The organism is Faecalibacterium sp. HTF-F (assembly GCF_023347535.1).
Lineage (GTDB): Bacteria > Bacillota > Clostridia > Oscillospirales > Ruminococcaceae > Faecalibacterium > Faecalibacterium wellingii.
Window position 1 is genome coordinate 2,200,275 of record NZ_CP094473.1, and the last position, 21,653, is coordinate 2,221,927.

The 21,653-nt window shown below is 57.8% G+C and carries 18 protein-coding genes; 5 read left to right on the forward strand and 13 right to left on the reverse strand.

Translation table 11 applies throughout. The features are described from left to right. Positions 1–38 precede the first annotated feature (38 nt). The 3 genes from MTP37_RS10460 to MTP37_RS10470 all read right to left on the reverse strand — a co-directional run bounded on the left by MTP37_RS10460 (position 39) and on the right by MTP37_RS10470 (position 3,103). Entirely contained in the window at positions 39–1,331 is a 1,293-nt protein-coding gene (locus tag MTP37_RS10460; protein WP_249237222.1) for a TRAP transporter large permease, read from the reverse strand. 24 nt (positions 1,332–1,355) lie between these two features. After that, positions 1,356–1,811: a TRAP transporter small permease gene (locus MTP37_RS10465; RefSeq protein WP_097780928.1), complete on the reverse strand. Its 456-nt coding sequence runs from the start codon at positions 1,809–1,811 to the stop codon at positions 1,356–1,358. Between the two features lie 191 nt (positions 1,812–2,002). Then, the gene (locus MTP37_RS10470) at positions 2,003–3,103 is read right to left on the reverse strand and encodes a TRAP transporter substrate-binding protein (RefSeq protein ID WP_249237223.1); all 1,101 of its coding nucleotides are present in this window, start codon (positions 3,101–3,103) and stop codon (positions 2,003–2,005) included. A gap of 391 nt (positions 3,104–3,494) precedes the next feature. On the opposite strand from MTP37_RS10470, the gene MTP37_RS10475 reads away from it, so the two are divergent. Beyond that, complete coding sequence (locus MTP37_RS10475) at positions 3,495–4,184, forward strand: GntR family transcriptional regulator (RefSeq protein ID WP_249237224.1); 690 nt, start codon at positions 3,495–3,497, stop codon at positions 4,182–4,184. A 70-nt stretch (positions 4,185–4,254) separates the two neighbouring features. Here MTP37_RS10475 and MTP37_RS10480 read toward each other — a convergent pair whose 3' ends face one another. Further along, entirely contained in the window at positions 4,255–5,748 is a 1,494-nt protein-coding gene (locus MTP37_RS10480) for a DUF1846 domain-containing protein (protein ID WP_249237225.1), read from the reverse strand. A gap of 253 nt (positions 5,749–6,001) precedes the next feature. On the opposite strand from MTP37_RS10480, the gene MTP37_RS10485 reads away from it, so the two are divergent. Beyond that, positions 6,002–7,210, forward strand: a complete 1,209-nt coding sequence (locus MTP37_RS10485; protein ID WP_249237226.1) for a GNAT family N-acetyltransferase — start codon at positions 6,002–6,004, stop codon at positions 7,208–7,210. Positions 7,211–7,438: 228 nt separating this feature from the next. On the opposite strand, the gene MTP37_RS10490 is transcribed toward MTP37_RS10485, so the two are convergent. The 4 genes from MTP37_RS10490 to MTP37_RS10505 form a co-directional block, all read right to left on the reverse strand. After that, entirely contained in the window at positions 7,439–9,364 is a 1,926-nt protein-coding gene (locus MTP37_RS10490; RefSeq protein WP_249237227.1) for a PTS fructose transporter subunit IIABC, read from the reverse strand. 48 nt (positions 9,365–9,412) lie between these two features. Next, the gene (gene pfkB, locus MTP37_RS10495) at positions 9,413–10,318 is read right to left on the reverse strand and encodes a 1-phosphofructokinase (RefSeq protein ID WP_249237228.1); all 906 of its coding nucleotides are present in this window, start codon (positions 10,316–10,318) and stop codon (positions 9,413–9,415) included. Further along, positions 10,315–11,070 carry a DeoR/GlpR family DNA-binding transcription regulator gene (locus MTP37_RS10500; protein ID WP_249237229.1) on the reverse strand — a complete coding sequence of 252 codons (756 nt, stop codon included), beginning with the start codon at positions 11,068–11,070 and terminating at the stop codon, positions 10,315–10,317. Before MTP37_RS10500 ends, pfkB begins: the two co-directional genes overlap by 4 nt. A 267-nt stretch (positions 11,071–11,337) precedes the next feature. Continuing rightward, on the reverse strand, positions 11,338–12,390 hold the full coding sequence (locus MTP37_RS10505) for an ABC transporter substrate-binding protein (protein WP_249237230.1): 1,053 nt from the start codon (positions 12,388–12,390) through the stop codon (positions 11,338–11,340). Between the two features lie 188 nt (positions 12,391–12,578). Between MTP37_RS10505 and MTP37_RS10510 the strand changes: the two genes are divergently transcribed. The 3 genes from MTP37_RS10510 (at position 12,579) to MTP37_RS10520 (ending at position 15,018) form a co-directional block, all read left to right on the forward strand. Then, positions 12,579–13,292, forward strand: a complete 714-nt coding sequence (locus MTP37_RS10510) for a Crp/Fnr family transcriptional regulator (RefSeq protein WP_249237231.1) — start codon at positions 12,579–12,581, stop codon at positions 13,290–13,292. Between the two features lie 164 nt (positions 13,293–13,456). Beyond that, positions 13,457–14,437: a glycosyltransferase family 2 protein gene (locus MTP37_RS10515; RefSeq protein ID WP_249237232.1), complete on the forward strand. Its 981-nt coding sequence runs from the start codon at positions 13,457–13,459 to the stop codon at positions 14,435–14,437. Further along, complete coding sequence (locus tag MTP37_RS10520; RefSeq protein WP_249237233.1) at positions 14,434–15,018, forward strand: flavin reductase family protein; 585 nt, start codon at positions 14,434–14,436, stop codon at positions 15,016–15,018. The genes MTP37_RS10515 and MTP37_RS10520 overlap by 4 nt, the downstream gene beginning before the upstream one ends. Positions 15,019–15,369: 351 nt before the next feature. On the opposite strand, the gene metA is transcribed toward MTP37_RS10520, so the two are convergent. The 5 genes from metA to MTP37_RS10545 form a co-directional block, all read right to left on the reverse strand. Further along, positions 15,370–16,302, reverse strand: a complete 933-nt coding sequence (gene metA / locus MTP37_RS10525; RefSeq protein ID WP_249237234.1) for a homoserine O-acetyltransferase MetA — start codon at positions 16,300–16,302, stop codon at positions 15,370–15,372. Positions 16,303–16,489: 187 nt separating this feature from the next. Further along, positions 16,490–17,764: an O-acetylhomoserine aminocarboxypropyltransferase/cysteine synthase family protein gene (locus tag MTP37_RS10530; protein WP_249237235.1), complete on the reverse strand. Its 1,275-nt coding sequence runs from the start codon at positions 17,762–17,764 to the stop codon at positions 16,490–16,492. Positions 17,765–18,017: 253 nt separating this feature from the next. Next, positions 18,018–18,674 (reverse strand): methionine ABC transporter permease, encoded by a 657-nt coding sequence (locus MTP37_RS10535; protein ID WP_249237236.1) that lies wholly within the window; start codon positions 18,672–18,674, stop codon positions 18,018–18,020. Beyond that, positions 18,671–19,684, reverse strand: a complete 1,014-nt coding sequence (locus MTP37_RS10540; RefSeq protein ID WP_249237237.1) for a methionine ABC transporter ATP-binding protein — start codon at positions 19,682–19,684, stop codon at positions 18,671–18,673. Before MTP37_RS10540 ends, MTP37_RS10535 begins: the two co-directional genes overlap by 4 nt. Before the next feature lie 66 nt (positions 19,685–19,750). Further along, on the reverse strand, positions 19,751–20,671 hold the full coding sequence (locus tag MTP37_RS10545; RefSeq protein WP_249237238.1) for a MetQ/NlpA family ABC transporter substrate-binding protein: 921 nt from the start codon (positions 20,669–20,671) through the stop codon (positions 19,751–19,753). Positions 20,672–21,653: the final 982 nt, after the last annotated feature.

The window sequence follows — 21,653 nt, forward strand, 5'->3', positions numbered from 1 at the left end:
AGCGCTGCCTGTCTTTATAAGAGGTATACGCGTTGAGCTCAGAAGATGCTGTAGCCCAGCAGCTGCGGCAGGGCGGTGGTAAGCGGGCCCCACAGGCTGATGGAGATCAGAACGATCACATTGCAGATCACGTAGGGCGCTGCGCCCTTGAAGATCTCAATGATGGGCATGCGGTTGATCTTGTTGCAGGCGTTCAGGCACATGCCGACCGGCGGGGTGACCAGACCAATGGCCAGACCGGTGATCATCATGGCACCGAACTGCAGCGGCGAGAATCCGTACTGCACCATGACCGGCAGCAGGATGGGGGTGAGTAGCAGGATGGCCGGGCTGACGTCGATGAAGGTGCCGATCATCAGAATCAGCACATCAAAGATCAGCGCAATGGCCCACGCGGGCATGTTCAGGGACATGAAGAAGGCACCCACCGTCTGCGGCACCTTCTGCATGGTCAGCACCCATGTAAAGATGGTGGTAAAGCCGATGATGAGCATGATGGAGGAAGAAGAGATCAGGGTCTTTTTCAAAGCCTCCCAGACGCCCTTCCATGTCAGCTCCCTGTAGACGAAGAAGCCCACCAGCATGGAATACAGCACGGCCACACCGGCACTTTCGGATGCAGTGCACACGCCGAAGGAAACGCAGACGATGATGAACAGCGGCATGATGAGGGCAGGAATGCCGGAAAGCAGGCTCTTGGCGGCGCGCTTGCCGTCAAACTTGACCTTTTCCGGGTGCCAGCCCTTCTTGGCACTGATGATGTACACCAGCACCAGCTGGGTCAGGCCGATCAGGATGCCGGGCACGGCACCTGCCACGAACAGTGCACCCACCGATGCGCCGGAGATCATGGAGTAAACGATCATGGGCGTAGAGGGCGGGATGATCATGCCCATGGTGGAGGATGCCACCGTGATGCCCGCAGAAGCTTCCGGCGGGTAGCCTTCCTTCTCCATGGCGGGGATCAGGATGGAACCCAGCGCCGATGTGTCGGCCACGGAGGAGCCGGAAATGCCGCCGAAGATCATGGAAGCCACGATGTTCACTTCGCCCAGACCGCCGCGGACGGGGCGCAGCAGCTCCATGCAGAAGTTGATGATGCGCTGGGTGATGCCGCCGGTGTTCATCAGCTCACCAGCCAGCATGAACAGCGGCATGGCGATCATCAGCTCACTGTAGGCACCGTTCCACACGCGCTGCGGCAGCATAGTAATAAAGGTAGGTGCATAGATCAGAATATAGGTCACGCAGGAAGCGCCGATGGCGAAGGCCAGCGGGATGCCCAGCGCGGCAAAGAAGATCAGCAGCACCAGAAGGATGAGCATTGCCATAGTTGTGTATTCTCCCCTTTCCGCTTATGCGTCGTCACGGCTCAGCGCCTGATTCTTGGGCGCAAAGTAGGAAATGTCGGCCTTGTACAGGGTGATGATCTTGATCACGACACAGATGGCACAGATGATGCCGCACACCGGCATGATGCCGTACATGTACATCATGGGGATCTCCATGCCCTGACTGATCTGCTTACCGGCAACACCCACATACTTGAAGCCCTGATAGGTGAACACCAGCACCACAGCCAGCACGATGAGGTAGTTGATGATGGCAAGCCAGCGCTTGCGGGCAGGCTTCACGCCGTCGTAAAGGATGTCGATCATGACGTGCTCGTCCTTGATCACGTTGATACCCATGCCCCAGAAGGTGGTAAAGGCAAACAGGGTGGTGTTGAACTCTGCCAGCTGCTTCCAGCTCAGGGAGAAGCAGTAGCGCGCAATAACGGTAAAGATCACAAGAGCCGCCAGCAGTGCCATGGCGATCACGCCGATGGTAAAGTATATGTCAAACAGCTTCTTGCCGATTTTTTTCAGCTTTTCGATGGTGCTCAGCCCCTTTCGGTTATTTTACAACTTTTTCCATTGGCCTGTTACAGCAGAGGGCAGCCCGCAGGCTGCCCTCTCGCCTTTACCGTAACATGGCCGTTCTTGCCTTTGGTCGTTTCTGCTTATGCCTTTGCAACGATATCCTGCATCTCCTTGATCTCGTCGGCGGTGCAGATTCCCTCGGTGACACACTGGTCGTACACGGACTGCACAGCGGCCTGGAAGGCCTTCAGCTCATCGGCAGAGGGCTCGTAGACTTCGCAGCCGTAGTCCACGATGGTCTGCTTTGCGGCGCTGGAGTTCTTGTCGATCAGCTCGTCGTTGTACTCGCCCATCTTGGTGGCGCACTCGGTAATGATATCGCGGTACTCCTCGGGCAGGCCGTTCCACCATGCTGCGTTCACATAGAAGGGGTCCGGATGGAACTGGTAGTTGACCTCGGTGAAGTACTTCTGCACTTCATAGAACTTCATGCCTTCCACGTTGACCCAGGGGTTCTCCTGACCGTCTGCAACGCCGGTCTTCAGGCCCATGTACAGGTCGGAGTACGGGATGGTAGTGGTGGTAGCACCCATTGCCTGGAAGGTCATGTCAATGGTCTTCATGCCGTTGGTACGCATCTTCAGGCCCTTCAGGTCTGCAGGAGCCTTGATGGCATGCTTGGAGTTGGAGAACTGGCGGTAGCCGCCTGCATCGCACAGGTTGATGATGACGGTGCCGGTCTCGCCCTCGGCCTCAGCGCACACCTTCTGTGCCAGGTCGCTCTGCAGCAGAGCCGTGACCTGTGCACGGGTATTGGTCAGGAAGGGCAGGGTAAACATCAGCAGGCGGGGGCTGAAGTCGAACTGACCGCCGCGCATGCCCTGCACGGTACCGGCCACGACCTGCTCCAGCATCTCCTTCTCGGTGCCCAGCTGGCCGTTGCCGTAAACTTCGATCTTCACATGGCCGTTGGTGGCCTCTGCCACATCGGCGGCAAACTGCTCCATGGAAACAAAGCGGGGGTTGCCCTCGGGCTGTGCATGACCCACGGTCATGGTGAAATCGCCCAGAGATGCAAACTTGTCCTCACCGGCTGCTGCGGCACTTGCTGCAGTGCTGGTGGATGCTGCACCGGAAGCAGCCGGAGTGGATGCACCGGAACCGCCGCAGGCTGCCAGAGCACCTGCAGCTGCCATTGCACCAGATACCTTCAGGAAATTGCGACGAGAGATCTTTTTCATAATCTTCCTCCTTGTTTCAGGGGTGCCGTTTTGCCTCATACGCCAGCAAAGTTTTTGGTATGCCCCTGTATACAGCATTTTCATTGCACGCTAATCGTAACAGAAAATTCACATCCGCACAAGAGCCAAACTTCACCAACTTCGTAAAGTTTCTTTGTGCATAACTAACAATCTTATCCGTTTCTCGTGGAAACTGTTACAATTTGATGACACAATTCCGTCCATTTTCATCTGATATATCAATCTTTTGTCAAAAATGATAAATTTCGGAGCTTTTCCTATGCTTGTATACAGGCTATTGTATACTTCATTCCCATGCGTTGACAATCTCTTTTGGGCAGGCTAAAATAGAAATATCTTATCATCAACTGTATAAATGGAGTGTGAGCACATGGCTGAACAGCTGCATCCGGAGGACATCTACCAGACGTTGGAACATGATATCGTTACGCTGAAGATCAAGCCCGGAGAGACCATCAGCGAAAATCAGCTGTGCAAACGGTTCGGCATTTCGCGCACACCGGTGCGTGCTGCCCTGCAGCGGCTGGAACAGAACGGCTTTGTGCAGATCATTCCCTGCAAGGGCACCATCGTCACCCCCATCAATCTGGATATCGTGGATCAGATCGCATACCAGCGCACAGCCGTTGAAAGCATGGTGCTGCGCGATTTCATTCAGGTCTGTTCGCCCAAAGAGTACATCGAGATCAAACACAAATATGACCTGCTGGAGGAAATGGCCCAGACCATGACCGACCCGGAGAATGTGGATATCAACGCCTTCCTCATGCTGGATCTGGAAATGCACGCCATCTGGTTTTGCAGCATGAACAAGTGGTACATCTGGCAGAGCCTGACCAAGCCGCAGCCGGACTACTCCCGCTTCACCCGTCTGGATGTGGTGCGGGCCAACAATGTGCCGGATGTGCTCAGCGAGCACCGGGAGATCCTGCGCGTGATCCGGGAAAAGGATGTGGACGCCATTGAACCGCTGATCCGGCATCACCTGTACGGCGGCCTGCGCCGCATGGGCACCCAGCTGTACGCAGAAAAGTACAAATCCTATTTTACCGGTATCTGAACCAATGAAAAACAGGCGCATCCGCCAGCCTTTCGGCCTTTGGATGCGCCTGTTTTGTTTTTTGTATGATTTACTGCTTGTGGTACTTGCGGTCCTCTTCCTCGTAAACGGGGTCACAGGTCAGGTACATTCCCAGCCGGTTCAGGGTGCTGGTATCCACACTCGAGAGCAGCACAGTGGAGTGCACATCGCAGCCCTTGAGGTTCGGCAGCTGGTGCATGGCCGCTGCGGCCTGCTCATTGTTGGCTGCAGAGCTGGACAGGGCAATGAGGATCTCATCGGTGTGCAGGCGGGGATTCTTGCCGCCCAGATAGTTGGTCTTGAGGGTCTGGATGGGCTCAATGGAAGCCGCACTCACAAGGTCGGTCTCCTGCGGGATGCCGGCCAGCACCTTGAGGGCGTTCATCAGGGCAGATGCAGCCGCACCCAGCAGGGGGCCGGTCTTGCCGGTAACAACGGTACCGTCCGGCAGCTCAATGGCGGCAGCGGGGGCCCCGCCGGTGCTCTCGCTGCGGGCATGAGCCTGCTTTTCCACTTCGCGCTGGCCCACGGTCAGGTCGGCCTGATTCAGCAGCAGCTCCAGCTTGTAGCGCTCGGTCTCCTTGACCGTGCCGGTGATCTTCTGCTCACACAGGCACTTGAAGTAACGGCGCAGGATCTCCTTGCGGGATGCTTCGCGGCAGACCGCATCGTCCACGATGCAGTTGCCTGCCATGTTGACGCCCATATCCGTGGGGCTCTTGTAGGGGCTCTTGCCCGCGATGAGCTCGAACATGGCGTTCACCACCGGGAAGATCTCAATGTCGCGGTTGTAGTTGACGGTGGTCACGCCGTAGGCTTCCAGATGGAACGGGTCGATCATGTTCACATCGTTCAGGTCGGCCGTGGCGGCCTCGTAGGCCAGATTCACCGGGTGCTTGAGGGGAATGTTCCAGATGGGGAAGGTCTCGAACTTGGCGTAACCGGCCTTGACGCCGCGCTTGTACTCGTGGTACAGCTGGGAAAGGCAGGTCGCCATTTTTCCGCTGCCGGGGCCGGGGGCCGTGATGACCACCAGCGGGCGCTGAGTCTCGATGTAATCGTTCTTGCCGTAGCCTTCATCGCTGACGATGCGGGCCACATCGTTGGGGTAGCCGGGAATTTTGTAGTGGCGGAAGGTGCGGATGCCCAGACCGTTCAGCCGCTTTTCAAAGGCCTCCACCTCCGGTGCGGCGGCGTACTTGGTCACGCACACGCTGCCCACATACAGGCCCACCTCCTGAAACGCGTCGATCAGGCGCAGCACGTCCAGATCGTAGGTGATGCCGTAGTCGCCGCGGATCTTGTTGCTGATGATGTCCTCGGCGCTGATAACGATGACCACCTCGGCTTGATCCTTCAGCTGAAGCAGCATCTGCAGTTTGGAATCGGGCTGAAAACCCGGCAGCACACGGGATGCATGGTAATCATCGAACAGCTTGCCGCCGAATTCCAGATAGAGCTTGTTGTCGAACTTCTTGATGCGCTCACGGATGTGCTCCGACTGCATCGAAAGATATTTATCGTTGTCAAATCCAATTTTCATCGTTCGTTTCCTTTTCCTCTTTGCTGTGCCCGGCACACCGCACCGGAACTTTTCCATAACAGAAACAGTATACCACACTCAAAAACCGGGTGCAATCCAAAAGGAGGCCCGAGAGGCTTTTTCCAGCAAATGCGGCGTTTCGCCTTATTCTTTGCCCTGTTTTTTGTGAAAATGGTTCTTGCCGCCTTTTTGACAACGGGTGTATAATGGAGCTGTTCGGCAAACGTCTTTGAAAACAGAGAGGAAGTCTATCATGAACTCTGTCGAGGATTATACATACCGTTATCTCGAGACCGACGATCTCGATCAGTATAACGCCCTGCTGCGCTATACCTTTCAGGTGACCGAGGAAGAGCTTACCGCCACCGGCTGGAAGGACGACGAGATCAAGCAGTCCAAGTTTCCTGTGCTGGAACGCGCCGATGTGCTGGGCTGCTTTGACGGCAAAAACCTCGTCTCACAGTTCGCGGTCTACCCGCTGAAAATGAACATCTACGACACGGTATATCACGTAGGCTTTGTGACCAGCGTGTGTACCTACCCGGAGTACACCGGCAACGGCATCATGAAGCGGCTGATGATCCAGGGACTGACCCAGATGCACAAGGAGGGCAAGAGCTTCGCCCTGCTCTACCCCTACTCCATCCCGCTGTACCATCACCTTGGGTGGGAGATCATCTCCAACAAGATCTCCTTCAACATCAAGGACCGGCAGATCCCCACAAAGGTCTCCGCGCCCGGCTATGTGCGGCGCGTCGCATGGGACAACACCGAATTCCACGAGCTGCACTCGCACTTTGCTTCCATCACGCACGGGTGCCTGTTCCGCAACGCGCTGGCATGGGAAGAATACTGGCGCTGGGATGAGGACGACACCAACGTTGCCGTCTATTATAATGTAAAAGACAAGCCCTGCGGCTACATGGTGTACCTCATCAAGAACGACATCATGCACATCAAGGAAATGATCTACCTGAACCGCGAGGCCCAGAAGGGCCTGTGGGAGTACATCCATGCCCACGATTCCATGATCGATGAGGTGCACGGCAATACTTATTTCAGTGAGCCCATCGCCTTTGAAATGGACGACGGCGACATCAAAGAGGCCATCCGCCCCTATGCCATGGGCCGTATCGTGGATGTGGCCGGCTTTCTGGAGGATTACCCCTGCGACCCGGACGGCGGCGAGCTGTGCATCGAGTTGGAGATTGCGGACACTCTTCTGCCCTGGAACAACCGCACCTTCCGCATCCGATTTGCAGACGGCGGCTGCAAGCTGACCAATGCCCCCGCCGAATACCACCTGAAAATGGGCATCGGCACCCTTTCCACCCTGCTGCTGGGCTACAAGACCGCAGAACGCCTGTTTGAGCTGGAACGCATCGAGGGCCGGGAGGAAGCCGTGGAACGGCTGGACGATGTGCTGTTCCATAAGATCCCGTACATTTCGGATTATATCTGATTCTAAAATTATCTGTAGTTTTGCAGGACAGCAGGAAGTTTCTCCAGCGAATGACCGGGAAGTGGGGCCCTGCCACCGCAGGTGGTGGGGCGGAACCGTGGGTTCCGGGCTGTTCGCGGAGAAAACTTCCTGCCGTCCTGCCGGGTAACTGGATACAGCAAGCCCCCGGGGAGACCCGGGGGCTTGCTGCGGCTTTATGAAGTATCTCGAATATGGAGGGAATAGCGTTTATTCTGCGTCGGTACGGTTTTTCTTGAGCAGGCTCAGGATCACGGCACCCAGCACGCTGCCCACGGCCAGTGCCACACAGTACAGCACCGCGTGGTCAACCACAGGGAACACGAAGATGCCGCCGTGCGGTGCACGCAGAGCGCAGCCGAAGGTCATGGAGAGCGCACCGGCCACCGCTGCACCGGCCACGCAGCTGGGCAGGACGCGCAGGGGATCTGCTGCTGCATAAGGGATCGCGCCCTCGGTAACGAAGCACAGGCCCATGACGTAGTTCACGATGCCGTTGCGGCGCTCGTCGGCCGTCCACTTCTTGGGGCAGAAGGTGGTGGACAGGGCGATGGCGATGGGAGGGACCATGCCGCCCACCATGACAGCGGCCATCACCTCATAGTTGCCGGAGGCAAGGGCTGCCGTGCCAAAGACGTAAGCTGCCTTGTTGAAGGGGCCGCCCATATCAATGCTCATCATACCGGCTACGATGGCACCCAGCAGCACCTTGGAGGTGCCGCCCATGGCGTTCAGGCAATCGGTCATGGCCGTGTTGATCATGCCCATGACCGGGTTGATGCCGCACATCACCGCGCCGAGGATGAGCATACCGCCCAGCGGATAGATGAGCATGGGGCGGATGCCGTTCAGGCTGGCAGGCAGCTTTTCGGTGATCTTTTTCAGCAGCTCAACGATGTAGCCTGCAGCAAAACCGGCCAGCAGCGCCGCAAGGAAGCCGCCGGAAACACCGGTGGTCTCACCCGCTGCAATGCCTGCAAAGTTGGTGCCGTTCATGGCCAGCACACCGCCCGCAAAGCCGACTGCCAGACCCGGACGGTCTGCAATGGACATGGCAATGAAGGCCGACAGAATGGGCAGCATGTAACCGAAGGCTGCGCTGCCCACCGTCTTAAAGAAGGCAGCGACCGGGGTGTTCATGCCAAAGTTGGAGGGATCGATGGTGTAATCGTCCAGCAGGAACGCCAGTGCGATCATGATGCCGCCGCCCACCACGAAGGGCAGCATGTGGGAGACACCGTTCATCAGGTTCTTGTACAGGGTGCGGCCAAAGCTGTCCTTGCTGGAAGCATCCTCGGCAGCCTGTGCGCCGCCCTCGGCGTGGTAAACAGGCACCTCGCCGTGCACGATCTTCTTGATGAGCTCCTCCGGCTTGTGGATGCCATCGTCCACCCGGGTGAACAGCACCGGCTTGCCGTCGAAGCGTGCGGTCTCCACCTTCTTTTCTGCCGCCACGATGATGCCATCGCAGTTTGCGATCTCTTCTCTGGTGAGGATGTTCTTGGCACCGTCCGAGCCATTGGTCTCCACCTTGGTGGGCAGGCCCAGCTTGTCGCCGGCCTTGGTCAGGGCTTCCGCTGCCATATAGGTGTGGGCAATGCCGTTGACGCAGGCGGTCACGGCCAGAATACGGTAGCCGTTCTGGGGGATCTCCTGCTGGGTGAAGCTCTCCGCACCGAACTGAGCCTCCTCCTGTGCATCGATGCAGTCAAGGAACTCTGCCGGGGTCTTTGCGGCCTTCAGCTTTTCTACAAAGTCCTCGTTCATCAGCATCTGCATCATACGGGCCAGCATGTCCACATGCAGGCTTCCGTTTTCCGGAGCTGCAATGGCAAACAGCAGGTCGGTGGTGCCGTCGTCCTCGGCATTGTACTGCACCGGGCTGCTCAACCGCAGCGCCGCCAGACTGGGCCGGGTGACTACATTGGTCTTGGCGTGGGGCACCGTGATGCCGTTGTCCACATAGGTGGAGCCCTCCGCCTCACGGGCATAAAGGGCCTTTTTGTAGGCTTCCTTGTCCGTGATGTTGCCATGGGTGGCCTGCAGCTCCACCAGACGGCTGATGATCTGCTCCTGATCGGTCAGAGCCTCATCCAGTGCGATGGACTGCGCGGTGAATAATTCCGTAATACGCATGATTTTTCTCCCTTCCTGTATAACTGCAACCCTCTCCGTCACAGAGGGTCAGATTTTCTTCATCAGTTCGTCGATTTTTTCTTTGGTGGCAAGACCCAGACTGAACGCGGTGGCGCTGCCGCAGGCGGTGCCCAGACGCAGTGCAAAGGAATAGCTCCGGGTCTGCATCCAGCCAGCCACAAAGCCGGCCACCATGCTGTCGCCTGCGCCCACGCTGTTTACAACCTTTCCCTTGGGGCAGCCGATGCGGTGTACCTGTCCCTGCTCGTCCACCAGCAGAGCACCGTCCCCCGCCATGCTCACCAGCACGTTGCGGGCGCCCTTTTCCTGCAGGGTGCGGGCCGCAGCAATGATCTCTTCCTCTGTTTTCAGCACCTTGCCCACGATCTCGCCCAGCTCGTGATTGTTGGGTTTGATGAGGAAGGGGTGATACTGCAGAACATTCACCAGCAGGTCGCGGGTGGCATCCACCACCGCGCGCACGCCCCTGCCCTGCAGCCGGGCCAGCAGCCGCTCGTAGGTATCCTGCGGCAGGCTCTTGGGAATGCTGCCCGCCAGAATGAGGATATCATCCTCGTTCAGGCTGTCCAGTTTCTTTTCCAGCTCCTGCATGGCGCTCTCCGGGATGTCGGGGCCCGCCCCGTTCAGCTCGGTCTCCTGCCCGGCTTTGATCTTTACATTGATGCGGGTCATGCCCTGCTCCAGATGCACAAAGTCGGTCTTCATGCCCTGTGCCGCAAGGCCCCGCTCCAGCCATGCACCGGTCTCGCCCGCCACAAAGCCCAGTGCCACGCTCCCGCAGCCCAGCTGTGCCAGCACGCCGGACACGTTGATGCCCTTGCCGCCCAGCACGCAGTCCTCACCGGCTGCGCGGTTCACCTCGCCTACTTCCAGCGGTGCTTCCAAGCGCACCACATAATCGATGGCCGGATTGAATGTAACTGTGTAGATCATACTTCTGTCTCCTTTACCAGTGTGAACTGTTTGTATTTCGGATTGGGGCAGCGGTTGGTGAGGATGGCACCGCCCTGCAGGTCGGCGATGACCGCCGGGTAAATGCGGGCAAACTTGGCGTCATCCACAAGGAACCATGTTTCCCGTGCCCGGTGCACCGCTGCCGCCTTGACGGCGGCTTCTTCCGGGTCCGGGGTGGTAAAGCCTGCTTCCAGCGCCACACCGTTGGCGCCCATGAAGGCCTTGGTGAAATTGTATTGCTGGATAATGCTCACGGTAGGCGCACCCACAATGGCCTCGGTCTGGGGCCGCAGCAGTCCTCCGGGCAGATACACCCGGCAGCCCTTCTGGGCCAGCGCCCGGGCGTGGGCCACGCCGTTGGTCAGATAGCTGGCCTTGAGGGCATCTCCGGTCAGGACCCGCACCAGCTCCAGCGTGGTGGAACCGGCATCGATGAACACAAAATCGTTCGCGTTGATGAGCTGCGCCGCAGCCTGTGCGATGCTGCGCTTCTGCTCCACTGCCAGCGTTTCCTTTGCTTCCATGGTGGGTTCGTCTGCCAGAAAGCGGCTGTCCGGCAGCGTGGCACCGCCATGCACCTTGTTCAGCTTGCCCTGCCGATCCAGCTCGGTCAGGTCGCGGCGGATGGTGGATTCGCTGGTGTTCAGCGCCTCACACAGCTCCTGCACCGTGACGGTGCGTTTGCGGTCCAGCTGTTCCATGATCAGGCTGAAGCGTTCTTCTGCCAGCATCTGCACCCTCTCCTTTGGCTTTATTTTTGTTTGACGGTTTGTGACCGTTTGTGCGTTGTTTTGGTTGATTGCATCTTTATTATAGCAAATACAGTGCCGAAATCAATCACTTTCAGTCACTTTCGTTCATTTTCGTTCACAAAAAATTGTCTTGAAATTTGTGCAGGGAGCACAAAAGCTGGGATACAAGCATTTTGTGCAAACAAAAAAGCCGCCGTGCGTACCAATCGCACAGCGGCCGGAGAGAAGGTCTGGTTCAGGAAAGGCTTACTCGGCAGCCCAGTAGAAATCGTCGCCGGGCATTGCGCCGCCCACCGCCTTGGGGTCGGCGTCAAACAGCACCTGCAGATAAGCGGATGCGTTGGTCTTGAGCTCGTCGCCGGTCAGGCATACGATGTTGCACTCGGGCAGAGCCTTCTTTGCGATCGCAGCCTTGGCCACAACGCCCTGCTCCTCGCACAGAGCAGCGGTGCCGTCCAGATCGGTATTGGCAGCTTCCACGCTCTTGGCGTAGTCGGTCAGGAATGCAGCCACCACGTCCGGGTGTTCCTCGGCATACTCCTTGCGCACCACGGTCACGCCCGTGATGAGCTGGGTATCGGCCACCTTGTTCCACTCCTCGGTCAGGTCCAGAGCCACACGCAGGGTGTCGTCCTGCAGGCCTGCAGCGGTCACATAAGGCTGGGGCAGGACGGCAATGGCATCCTCGGTATTGGCCATCTGAGCCGTGACCTCGGTGGCCTCGCTGTAGTATTCAATGGTCACGTCCTTGTCCGGGTCAATGCCGTTCTGGGTCAGCAGGTAGCGCAGCACGTACTCGGGCGTGGTGCCCTTGCCGGTGGACAGGATGGTTCGGCCCTTCAGATCTGCCATGGACTGGACCGTATCGCCGCCTTTTTCCACTACGTACAGCACGCCCAGCGTGTTGACGGCAACAGCCTGAATGCCGCCCTCCGTCTTCTGATACAGAGTCGCAGCCAGATTTGCCGGGATGGCAGCCATGTCCAGCTCGCCCTTCATCAGCAGGGGCACGATCTCATCGGCAGCACCGTAGAGCTGCAGGTCGTAGTCCATGGAAGCAGTTCCGTCCTCTTCCATGCTCAGCAGGTTCACCAGACCCATGGTGGTGGGGCCCTTCAGGCCGGCGATGCGCAGCGCATCGTTGGTGGACAGCTCCTTGGCTTCCTCGCTGGAAGCAGCTTCGGAGACGGCTTCGCCAGAGGCAGCGCTGGAAGCAGTTGTGCCGGATGCTGCGCCGCCGCAGGCGGCAAGGCTCAGCGCAAGGGCCAGAGCCAGCAGCACAGATGTCAGTTTTTTCATGCGGGGTTCCCTCTTTTCCTCATCAGACAGCGCGATTCCTGTGCCGCAAAACTTTGCACAGAATCATCGGACTGTCTTTTTATATTTTTTACAAAGCAAATTTGCAAAATCATTTGCTTTGCGGGTCTAAGTTTACTATAATAGAATCAAAAATACCGTTGCGTGTGCAACGGAATTGCAGGAGGGCTGTGGAGACCCCAGGTCTTTCCCACAAATTTGCGATGAAAAACTATCTTTCGCTGTTATGCTCCACCTCATTATTCAATGGTCTGACCGCCGAAGAGCTGCAGACCCTGCTAAGCCAGCTGGGCGCCGTGGTGCGCAGCTACGGCAAGGGCGAGGCCCTTGTGCTGGCGGGCGAACCCAGCCGCCGGGTAGGCATCGTGCTGAACGGCGAGCTGGAAGCCTACCGTCCCGGGCCGCAGGGCACCCGCATTCCCATCACCCACATGGAGCCTGGCGGGGTATTCGGTGATGTGCTGGGCGGTTCCAGCCGGACCAGCCCGGTCACGGTGGTGGCATCGGCCCCCTGCGAGGTGCTGCTCATCCCCTACGAGCAGCTTCTGCTGTCGGACGGCAGCCCGGCGCATCAGCTGGCGCTGCGCAATCTGGTGCGCACCATCAGCGATAAATATTTTTCCCTCTCCCGCCGGGTAGACCTGCTGGTGCTCAAAAGTCTGCGGGCCAAGGTGTGCGCCTATCTTCTGAGCGAGAGCGAACGGGCCGGAAGCCTGACCTTCAGCATCCCGTTCTCCCGCATCCAGCTGGCAGATTACCTGAACTGTGACCGCAGCGCCCTCAGCCGTGAGCTGAGCCAGATGCAGCGGGACGGCCTGCTGGATACCTACAAGAGCAGCTTCAAACTGCTGAAACCCGAGGTGTTGAAGCAGATGGTGCAGTGACCATTTGAATAGCCGCCGCGTGCGCTTTGGCTGTATTCAGCGGAAATTTTATTTTTATATTTGAGTTTTAGAAAAATCTGCGGATTTTTCTAAAACTCTTTTTCACTGGAAGGCCGTAACCGTCAGCGGCATTATCTTGTTATTTTTAAGGAGTATTTTTAAATATGTCAAAACCGATTTTATGGATCGTGATCCCCTGCTACAACGAAGAGCAGGTGCTGCCCATCACAGCACCCATGTTTCTGGAAAAGATCCATTCTCTGGCCGCACAGGGCCTTGTGAGTGAAAAGAGCCGGGTGCTGTTCGTGAACGACGGCTCCAAAGACAAGACATGGGAGCTGATCCAGAATTTTGCCGCGCAGGATGAGCACTATATCGGCATCGCCCAGAGCCGCAACCGCGGCCACCAGAACGCCGTGCTGGCCGGTCTGATGGAGGCGCTGCACAGCGGCACCTGCGACATTACCATTTCCATCGACTGTGATGGTCAGGATGACATCAACGCCATGGACGAGATGGTAAAAAAGTATCTGGACGGTGCCGAGGTGGTCTACGGTGTGCGCAGCCGCCGCGATACGGACACCTTCTTCAAGCGGTTCACCGCCGAGGGCTTTTATCACGTGATGAACGCTCTGGGTGCGGACATCGTGTTCAACCATGCAGACTACCGCCTCATTAGCACCCGTGTGCTGGAAAGCTTTGCCGACTACAGGGAAGTGAACATTTTCCTGCGCGGCATGGTGCCTCTGGTGGGCTTCCGGAGCGATGTTGTCACCTACGAGCGCCATGAGCGCCTTGCCGGTGAGAGCCACTACCCCCTGAGCAAGATGCTGGCACTGGCCTTTGACGGCATCACCAGCCTTTCCAACAAGCCCATCCGCATCATTACCGGGGCAGGCATCGCCGTGAGCCTGGTCGGCTTTATCGGAGTCATCTGGGCCATCGTGTGTGCCGCCATGGGCAGCAGCGTGGCCGGCTGGGCCTCCATCGTGTGCATCGTCTGCTTCATGAGCGGCGTGCAGCTGGTGTGTCTGGGCGTCATCGGTGAATATATCGGTAAGATCTATATGGAGACCAAGGCCCGTCCGCGCTACATCATCAGTGAGCGCACCTGGGCCCCCTACGAAAGGAAGTATCACGGATGAGCAAACAGAGCTGGCGCGGCAGCACCCTGCTGAACCCGGAACCGCCGGTACTGGTGTCCTGCGGCGGGCTGGAAAAGCCCAATCTCATCACCATCGGCTGGACGGGCACCATCTGCACCCAGCCCAGCATGGTATCCATCAGCGTTCGGCCGGAACGCTACAGCCACCACCTCATTCAGGAAAGCGGACAGTTTGCCATCAATCTGCCCACCGAAGCGCTGGTGCGTTCGGTGGACTGGTGTGGCGTGAAAAGCGGCCGTGACGTGGACAAGTTTGCCGCCTGCGGCCTGCACGCCGCCCCCGGCACCGTGCTGACCGACTGCCCCATTCTGGAAGAAAGCCCGGTGAACCTTGAGTGCAGGGTGACCCAGGTGATCCCGCTGGGCAGCCACGATTTGTTCCTTGCCGAAGTGGTGGCCTGTGATGTGGACGAAAGCCTGCTGGACGAAAACGGCAAGCTGTGTCTCGAAAAGGCAAAGCTCATCGTCTACAGCCACGGTGACTATCTGGCTCTGGGCCGGAAGCTGGGCACCTTTGGCTACAGCGTGCGCAAGAAAAAGCCGGTAAGGCGTAAAAAATAATTTGCATTTCATCGCTTGACTTTTGCCCAAAACTGCATATACTAAAGATAGGCAATGAGATGAAGGCCTGTTCCGTGGTTACCACGAAAAAACCAAAAGCCCCCCGGTACTGATACTACCGGGGGGCTTCTTGGGTTAGTGCTTACTGCCCTTGAAGAACAGGCTGTCAAGCCACTTGCACAGATAGTAGGCAACTACCTCTGCTCCGACAGTCTGTATAAATGAGATGAAGGCTTCCATTGGTTACCACCTCCTTTCCGCGGTTAGGGGAATGGAGAAGGGCCGCAGGAACAGTATAGCACAAAAACCGGTATCGCGCAATTTTGACGCAATACCGGTTTTCTTTTGCATTTATTCGTGCTTTACGCGCTGGATCTCGCCCAGATCATAGGGGGTGTTCTGGTAGACATAGTAGTTCAGCCAGTTCTCATACAGCAGGTGGGCGTGGGCACGCCAGCGGAACAGCGGCGGTTTGGACGGGTCATCATCCGGGTAGTAATTCACCGGCACATGGATGGGCAGGCCCTTGTCCACATCGCGGCGGTATTCCGAATCCAGCGTGTACTTGTCGTACTCCGGGTGGCCGGTGACAAAGATCTGCCGTCCGTTCTCGGTGCTCATGAGGAAAGGCCCGGCCACATCGCTCTCGGCAAGGATGCGCAGAGCCTTGCAGTTGTCCACATCCTCGCGGCTGATGCCGGTATGGCGGCTGTGGGGCGCATAGAACACCTCGTCAAAGCCGCGCACCAGAGGGTTCGACGGGCGGACGACCCGGTGCTCGAACACGCCGAACATCTTTTCCGGCAGCAACTGCTTGTGCACGCCGTAGTGATAGTACAGGCCCGCCTGTGCGCCCCAGCACACATGCAGGGTGGAGTAGACATTCGTCTCGCTGAAGTCCATGATCTCGCACAGTTCCTGCCAGTAATCCACCTGCTCAAAGTCCATGGTCTCCACCGGTGCACCGGTGATGATCATGCCATCGTAGCGGTTGTTTTTTACCTCGCCAAAGTTCTTATAGAACGATTCGAGGTGTGCCGCCGAAACGTGGGTCGCCGCATGGCTGGCCGTCTGCAGCAGGGTCATGTGCACCTGCAGCGGGGTATTTGCCAGCAGACGGGCGATCTGGGTCTCGGTGGTGATCTTGGTGGGCATCAGGTTCAGGATCAGGATCTCCAGCGGCCGGATGTGCTGGGCGAGGGCGCGCTCGCGATGCATGACAAAGACGTTCTCCTTGTACAGGGCATCGTAAGCAGGCAGAGTCTTGGGAATGATCAGCGGCATAGTGTCGTACTCCTTTGGTGCGGATATTGATAGCGGCCTCGCCCTCTCCGTCACGGCTTACGCCGTGCCACCTCCCCCAAAGTGGGAGGCCTTGGCAAAACCACAAAGTTTACTTTTTCGCCAGCGGCTCCCCCCTTGGGGGAGCTGCTGAACGAAGTGAAGCTGAGAGGGCGAACCCGTTTGCCTTTTAGATCTTATCCAGCGCCTGTGCGATATCCGCAATGAGATCCTCGCTGCTTTCCAGACCGCAGCTCATGCGCACCAGCTCTGCGGGCACACCAGCAGCCTTCAGCTGCTCATCGTTCATCTGGCGGTGGGTGCTGGATGCAGGGTTCAGGCAGCAGGTGCGGGCATCGGCCACATGGGTCTCGATGGCTGCCAGCTTCAGATTCTTCATAAAGATGCTTGCAGCCTCACGACCGCCGGCCAGACCAAAGCTGACCACGCCGCAGCTGCCATTCGGCAGATACTTCTCCGCCAGTGCATGGTACGGGCTGGACTCCAGACCGCAGTAGTTCACGTAGGCCACCTTGGGATGGCTCTCAAGGAACTCTGCCACGGCCATACCGTTGGCGCAGTGGCGCTGCATCCGGACATGCAGGCTTTCCAGACCGAGGTTCAGCATGTAGGCGTTCATGGGCGACTGCATGGAGCCAAAATCACGCATCAGCTGCGCGGTCGCCTTGGTGATAAAGGCACCCTCTTTGCCGAAGCGCTCAGCATAGGTGATGCCGTGGTAGCTGTCGTCCGGGGTGCACAGGCCGGGGAACTTGTCGGCGTGGGCCATCCAATCGAACTTGCCGCCGTCCACGATGGCACCGCCCAGCACTGCGCCGTGGCCGTCCATGTACTTGGTGGTGGAGTGGGTCACGATATCCGCGCCCCACTCAAAGGGGCGGCAGTTGACCGGCGTGGGGAAGGTGTTGTCCACGATCAGCGGCACGCCGTGGGCGTGAGCAGCCTTGGCAAACTTCTCGATGTCCAGCACGGTCAGGGCCGGGTTTGCGATGGTCTCGCCGAACACTACCTTGGTATTGGGCCGGAATGCGGCGTTCAGCTCTTCCTCGGTGCACAGCGGGTCCACGAAGGTGGCTTCAATGCCCATCTTCTTCATGGTGACAGAGATCAGGTTGAAGGTACCGCCGTAAATGGTGCTGGATGCCACGATGTGGTCGCCTGCTTCGCAGAGGTTGAACAGAGCAAAGAAGTTTGCAGCCTGACCGCTGCTGGTCAGCATTGCGGCCGTGCCGCCTTCCAGCTCACAGATCTTTTTGGCCACAAGGTCGCAGGTGGGGTTCTGCAAACGGGAATAGAAATAGCCGTCGGCTTCCAGATCGAACAGCTTGCCCATGTCCTCGCTGGTGGCGTACTTGAAGGTGGTGGACTGGATAATGGGGATCTGGCGGGGTTCGCCATTGCCGGGGGTATAACCGCCCTGCACACAGATGGTATCACGATTCATACTACATACTCCTTTACTGGGTTTGTCTGTATAACACAATTCCCCGCAGGAGTGCAGCAGCCTCCGGCGGGGAATTGAAACGTTAAATTTTACTTCCCATCGGGGGCTTAGAGAGCAAGCAGGCCATCAAGGAGCTTTCTCCGCGAAATTTCGGGGCTTCCAGCTCCCGCCCTACTTCCTTCGGAAGCAGGGTCCCACCCCAGCGGACGGTCCTCGGAGAAACTCCCGGCCCGCCGCCCGGTCAGATGCAGACTTACTTCCGCAGCCTCTTATCGCTTCTGGTGGCCCATGCGGTGCCCACCGTCTGGAACACCTGAACCATCAGCACCAGCAACACAACGCAGACGATCATGATGTTGGTCTGATAGCGGTAATAGCCGTAGGACAAAGCGATCTTGCCCAGACCGCCGCCGCCGATGACACCGGACATGGCCGAGTAGCCCAGAATGGTGGTCAGGGCGGTGGTCATGCTGGAGATCAGGCCCGGCAGGCACTCCGGGATCATCACCTTGGTAATGATCTGGAAGGGGGTCGCGCCCATGCTCTGGGCGGCTTCCACCACGCCCTCGTCCAGCTCGCGCAGGCTGGTCTCCACCAGACGCGCCACGAACGGGAAGGCTGCCACCACCAGCGGAACGATGGTGGCCGTGGTGCCCACCGTGGTGCCCACAATGGCACGGGTGAGCGGGAACACGCAGATCATCAAGATCAGGAACGGCACACTGCGCAGGATGTTGATGATGATGTTCAGGGTATGCATCAGCCAGCCGGGCAGCGGCAGGACGCCGTCCTTATCACCCGCTACCAGCAGCACACCCAGCGGCAGGCCCAGCACCAGCGCAAACGCAGTGGAAAGGACCGTCACGTAAAAGGTCTCCCAGATGGCAAAGCCGTAATCTGCAATACTCATTCGCCGGTCACCTCCTCTACCGTAATGCCGGGCTGGGCGCGCATATAGGCCGCAGCCTGCTTTGCCTGCTCCACATCAGCGGGCAGCTTGAGCAGCATGGAGCCATAGCACTGACCGCTCAGGTCGCGGGTATCGGCGCTGAGCACCGACACCAGAATGCCTTTTTCTGCAGCAAGGCTTGCCACCAGCGGCTTTGCTGTGGACGAACCGTTGAAGGTGACGCGCACCACATGGTCGTCCGGGGCAAAGCTGGAAAGGTCCCGCGCAGCGCTGCCGCCGTTGGGGGCCACCAGACGCCTTGCTGCGGGCGTTTTGGGGTTCGAGAAGATCTCCTGTACGGAGCCCTCCTCCACCACGACGCCGCCATCCAGAATGGCAACGTGATCGCAGATCTCCTCCACAACGCTCATCTGATGGGTGATGACCACCACCGTGATGCCCAGCTTCTTGTTGATGTCCTTGATCAGGGTCAGGATGGCATGAGTGGTGTTGGGGTCCAGCGCACTGGTAGCCTCGTCGCACAGCAGGACCTTGGGGTCCGTTGCCAGTGCGCGGGCAATGGCGATGCGCTGCTTCTGACCGCCGGACAGCTGTGCCGGGTAGGCATTGGCCTTATCCGGCAGGCCCACCACCTCCAGCAGCTCTCTGGCGCGCTTTTCGGCATCTGCCTTCTTTACACCGGCCAGCTCCATGGGGAAGCAGATGTTCTTCAGGCAGCTGCGCTGCATCAGCAGGTTGAACTGCTGGAAGATCATGGTGATCTCACGGCGGCGCTCACGCAGCTGGGCCGGGTTCAGGGTCTCCATCGCGGTGCCGTCAATGACAACGCTGCCCTCGGTGGGGCGCTCCAGCAGATTGATGCAGCGCACCAGCGTGGATTTGCCCGCACCGGACATGCCAATGATGCCGTAAATCGAACCATCCGGAATGGTGAGGTTGATGTCCTTCAGCGCATTCACTGCGCCGTCCTTCATCTGGAAGGTCTTGGAAAGATGTTTGATCTCGATCACAGAAATTGCTCCTTGCTGTTGAATAAGCTCCTTCAGTCAAACCCTTGCGGTGACTGTGGAGTTTGCTTAGCCCTGGATCGGTGCCAGGCTGTCCTGCTTGCCGCCGTAGATGCCCATGGGCTCCACATGGATGCCGGCAACGGTCACCAGATGGGTGCCCTTTTCCTCGTTGAAGTTGTCCAGATACGGCTGATGCTGGAAGTAGTTGGTGTCGCACTGGCCGTCCTCAACGATGGTGTTGGGGATCACATAGTCATCGTACTCCTGAATGTCCAGAGTGATGCCCTTGGCAGCCAGAATGTCCTTGCAGACCTCCAGCACCTCGCAGTGGGGAGCCGGGGTAGCAGCGCAGCTGACGGTCTCGCCGTTCAGTGCATCGTAGTCGATGGAAGAGTCGTAGCCGTCGGTGGGGTTCTCCACAACAGAGACCACAGCGCCCTTGTAGTTTTCATCCATGAAGTCCTTGACCTGCTGGCTCTGCAGAGCAGCCACCAGCGCCTTGATCTTGGGCTCGTTCTCGTTGCCCTCCTTGCAGACCAGCACGTTGACGTAATCAGAGGAGCCGTCCTCCATTGCCAGAGCGTCGGTCATGGGGTCCAGACCAGCAGGAATTGCGTAGTTGGAGTTGATAACGGCGTAGTCCTCATCCTGCAGGACGTTGGGCACCTGAGCGGCCTCCACCTCATCAACGGTGACATTCAGGGGGTTCTCCTCGATGTCGTTCTTGGTAGCGGTCAGGCCGGCGTCTGCCTTCAGCTTAAAGAAGCCGTTCTTCTCCAGCAGGGTCAGAGCACGTGCCTCGTTGGTGGTATCGTTGGGCACAGCCACCTTCACCTTATCCAGCTTTGCTGCAGTGGAAGCAGCTGCAGAAGAAGCAGTGCCGGAAGCAGCGGAAGATGCGGTGGAAGAAGATCCGCCGCATGCGGTCAGGGCAGCTGCAGCAGCTGCGACGCCAGAAACCTTCAGAAAATCACGACGAGTAATCATAGTTTTGTTCCCTCTCTATTGCTTAATAAAATGTACTGCGGCCCGCACGGCACAGTTCCGCACGCGGCCTGTGAACGCAAGCATGAAAAAAGCTCCCGTCCTTGACTTTGCGCCATAACGCTCAGCAAGGACGGGAGCATAACATACTTCCGTGGTACCACCTTGGTTTACCGTACCCTCACGGGCACAGCCTCGATGCTGCGGCAGCAATGCTGCTTACAGCCGGACGCTGTAACGGGCGCTCCCGTTGCAGACTTAGCACTCATGCGCCTCGCCCGCACGGCTCCGAGACCATTTTCAGCTTCCTGTTTCCCGCCCTTTTCCATCGCCCGGGCTTTCTGGTAAGGATCAATGCGAAGGCCTACTCTTCTCTTCACAGCCATTTTTGTGATATTGCATTTATAATAACCCCATCTGCCGGATTTGTCAACAGGCAAAACGAAGTTTTTCGGTAGGAAATTGTGATTTTTATCCCCTGATTGCGAAGTCTGACGATCTATGTTATACTGGTCTTGCCGCTTCGGCGGTGTTAAGGTGTTATCTGCAAGTGCAGGTGGTCTAGCTTCCTCCGGCAAGCGTCGGGGGACGTAAAAAGCTTGTTGTTTTTGATTCCCCCGTCCGCAAACGCGAAAGGGGGGATGCCTCATGGGATGGAATGACGTACTGACACTGCTCACCGCCATTGGCGGTGCGGTCTACATGACGTTTCAGATCACATGGACGATCTTCAAAGAGATCCATAACAATAAGAAATGACCGCCCCAGAGTCCCAATCCTGAGCGGTCATTCTTATTGACTAGCCAGAGGGAGCTGACCATTGCGGACAGCACCTTTTCTATGTACAGTATAGCCTGTTTTCCACGCATTGTCAAGGAAAACTGAGGGTTGCCATGGACATCCGCTTTTGCAGCCTGATCCTAGACAAATGCCTTTATTCGGGAAATCAGTTTCCGTGGACTGTCTGATGCTTTTGCTTGACAAT

Coding starts and splice junctions, on each gene's coding strand:
- MTP37_RS10460 (WP_249237222.1), bottom strand. CDS start 1,331: ATGGCAATGCTCATCCTTCTGGTGCTGCTGATCTTCTTTGCCGCGCTG.
- MTP37_RS10465 (WP_097780928.1), bottom strand. CDS start 1,811: ATGGCACTGCTGGCGGCTCTTGTGATCTTTACCGTTATTGCGCGCTAC.
- MTP37_RS10470 (WP_249237223.1), bottom strand. CDS start 3,103: ATGAAAAAGATCTCTCGTCGCAATTTCCTGAAGGTATCTGGTGCAATG.
- MTP37_RS10475 (WP_249237224.1), top strand. CDS start 3,495: ATGGCTGAACAGCTGCATCCGGAGGACATCTACCAGACGTTGGAACAT.
- MTP37_RS10480 (WP_249237225.1), bottom strand. CDS start 5,748: ATGAAAATTGGATTTGACAACGATAAATATCTTTCGATGCAGTCGGAG.
- MTP37_RS10485 (WP_249237226.1), top strand. CDS start 6,002: ATGAACTCTGTCGAGGATTATACATACCGTTATCTCGAGACCGACGAT.
- MTP37_RS10490 (WP_249237227.1), bottom strand. CDS start 9,364: ATGCGTATTACGGAATTATTCACCGCGCAGTCCATCGCACTGGATGAG.
- pfkB (WP_249237228.1), bottom strand. CDS start 10,318: ATGATCTACACAGTTACATTCAATCCGGCCATCGATTATGTGGTGCGC.
- MTP37_RS10500 (WP_249237229.1), bottom strand. CDS start 11,070: ATGCTGGCAGAAGAACGCTTCAGCCTGATCATGGAACAGCTGGACCGC.
- MTP37_RS10505 (WP_249237230.1), bottom strand. CDS start 12,390: ATGAAAAAACTGACATCTGTGCTGCTGGCTCTGGCCCTTGCGCTGAGC.
- MTP37_RS10515 (WP_249237232.1), top strand. CDS start 13,457: ATGTCAAAACCGATTTTATGGATCGTGATCCCCTGCTACAACGAAGAG.
- MTP37_RS10520 (WP_249237233.1), top strand. CDS start 14,434: ATGAGCAAACAGAGCTGGCGCGGCAGCACCCTGCTGAACCCGGAACCG.
- metA (WP_249237234.1), bottom strand. CDS start 16,302: ATGCCGCTGATCATTCCCAAGACTCTGCCTGCTTACGATGCCCTGTAC.
- MTP37_RS10530 (WP_249237235.1), bottom strand. CDS start 17,764: ATGAATCGTGATACCATCTGTGTGCAGGGCGGTTATACCCCCGGCAAT.
- MTP37_RS10535 (WP_249237236.1), bottom strand. CDS start 18,674: ATGAGTATTGCAGATTACGGCTTTGCCATCTGGGAGACCTTTTACGTG.
- MTP37_RS10545 (WP_249237238.1), bottom strand. CDS start 20,671: ATGATTACTCGTCGTGATTTTCTGAAGGTTTCTGGCGTCGCAGCTGCT.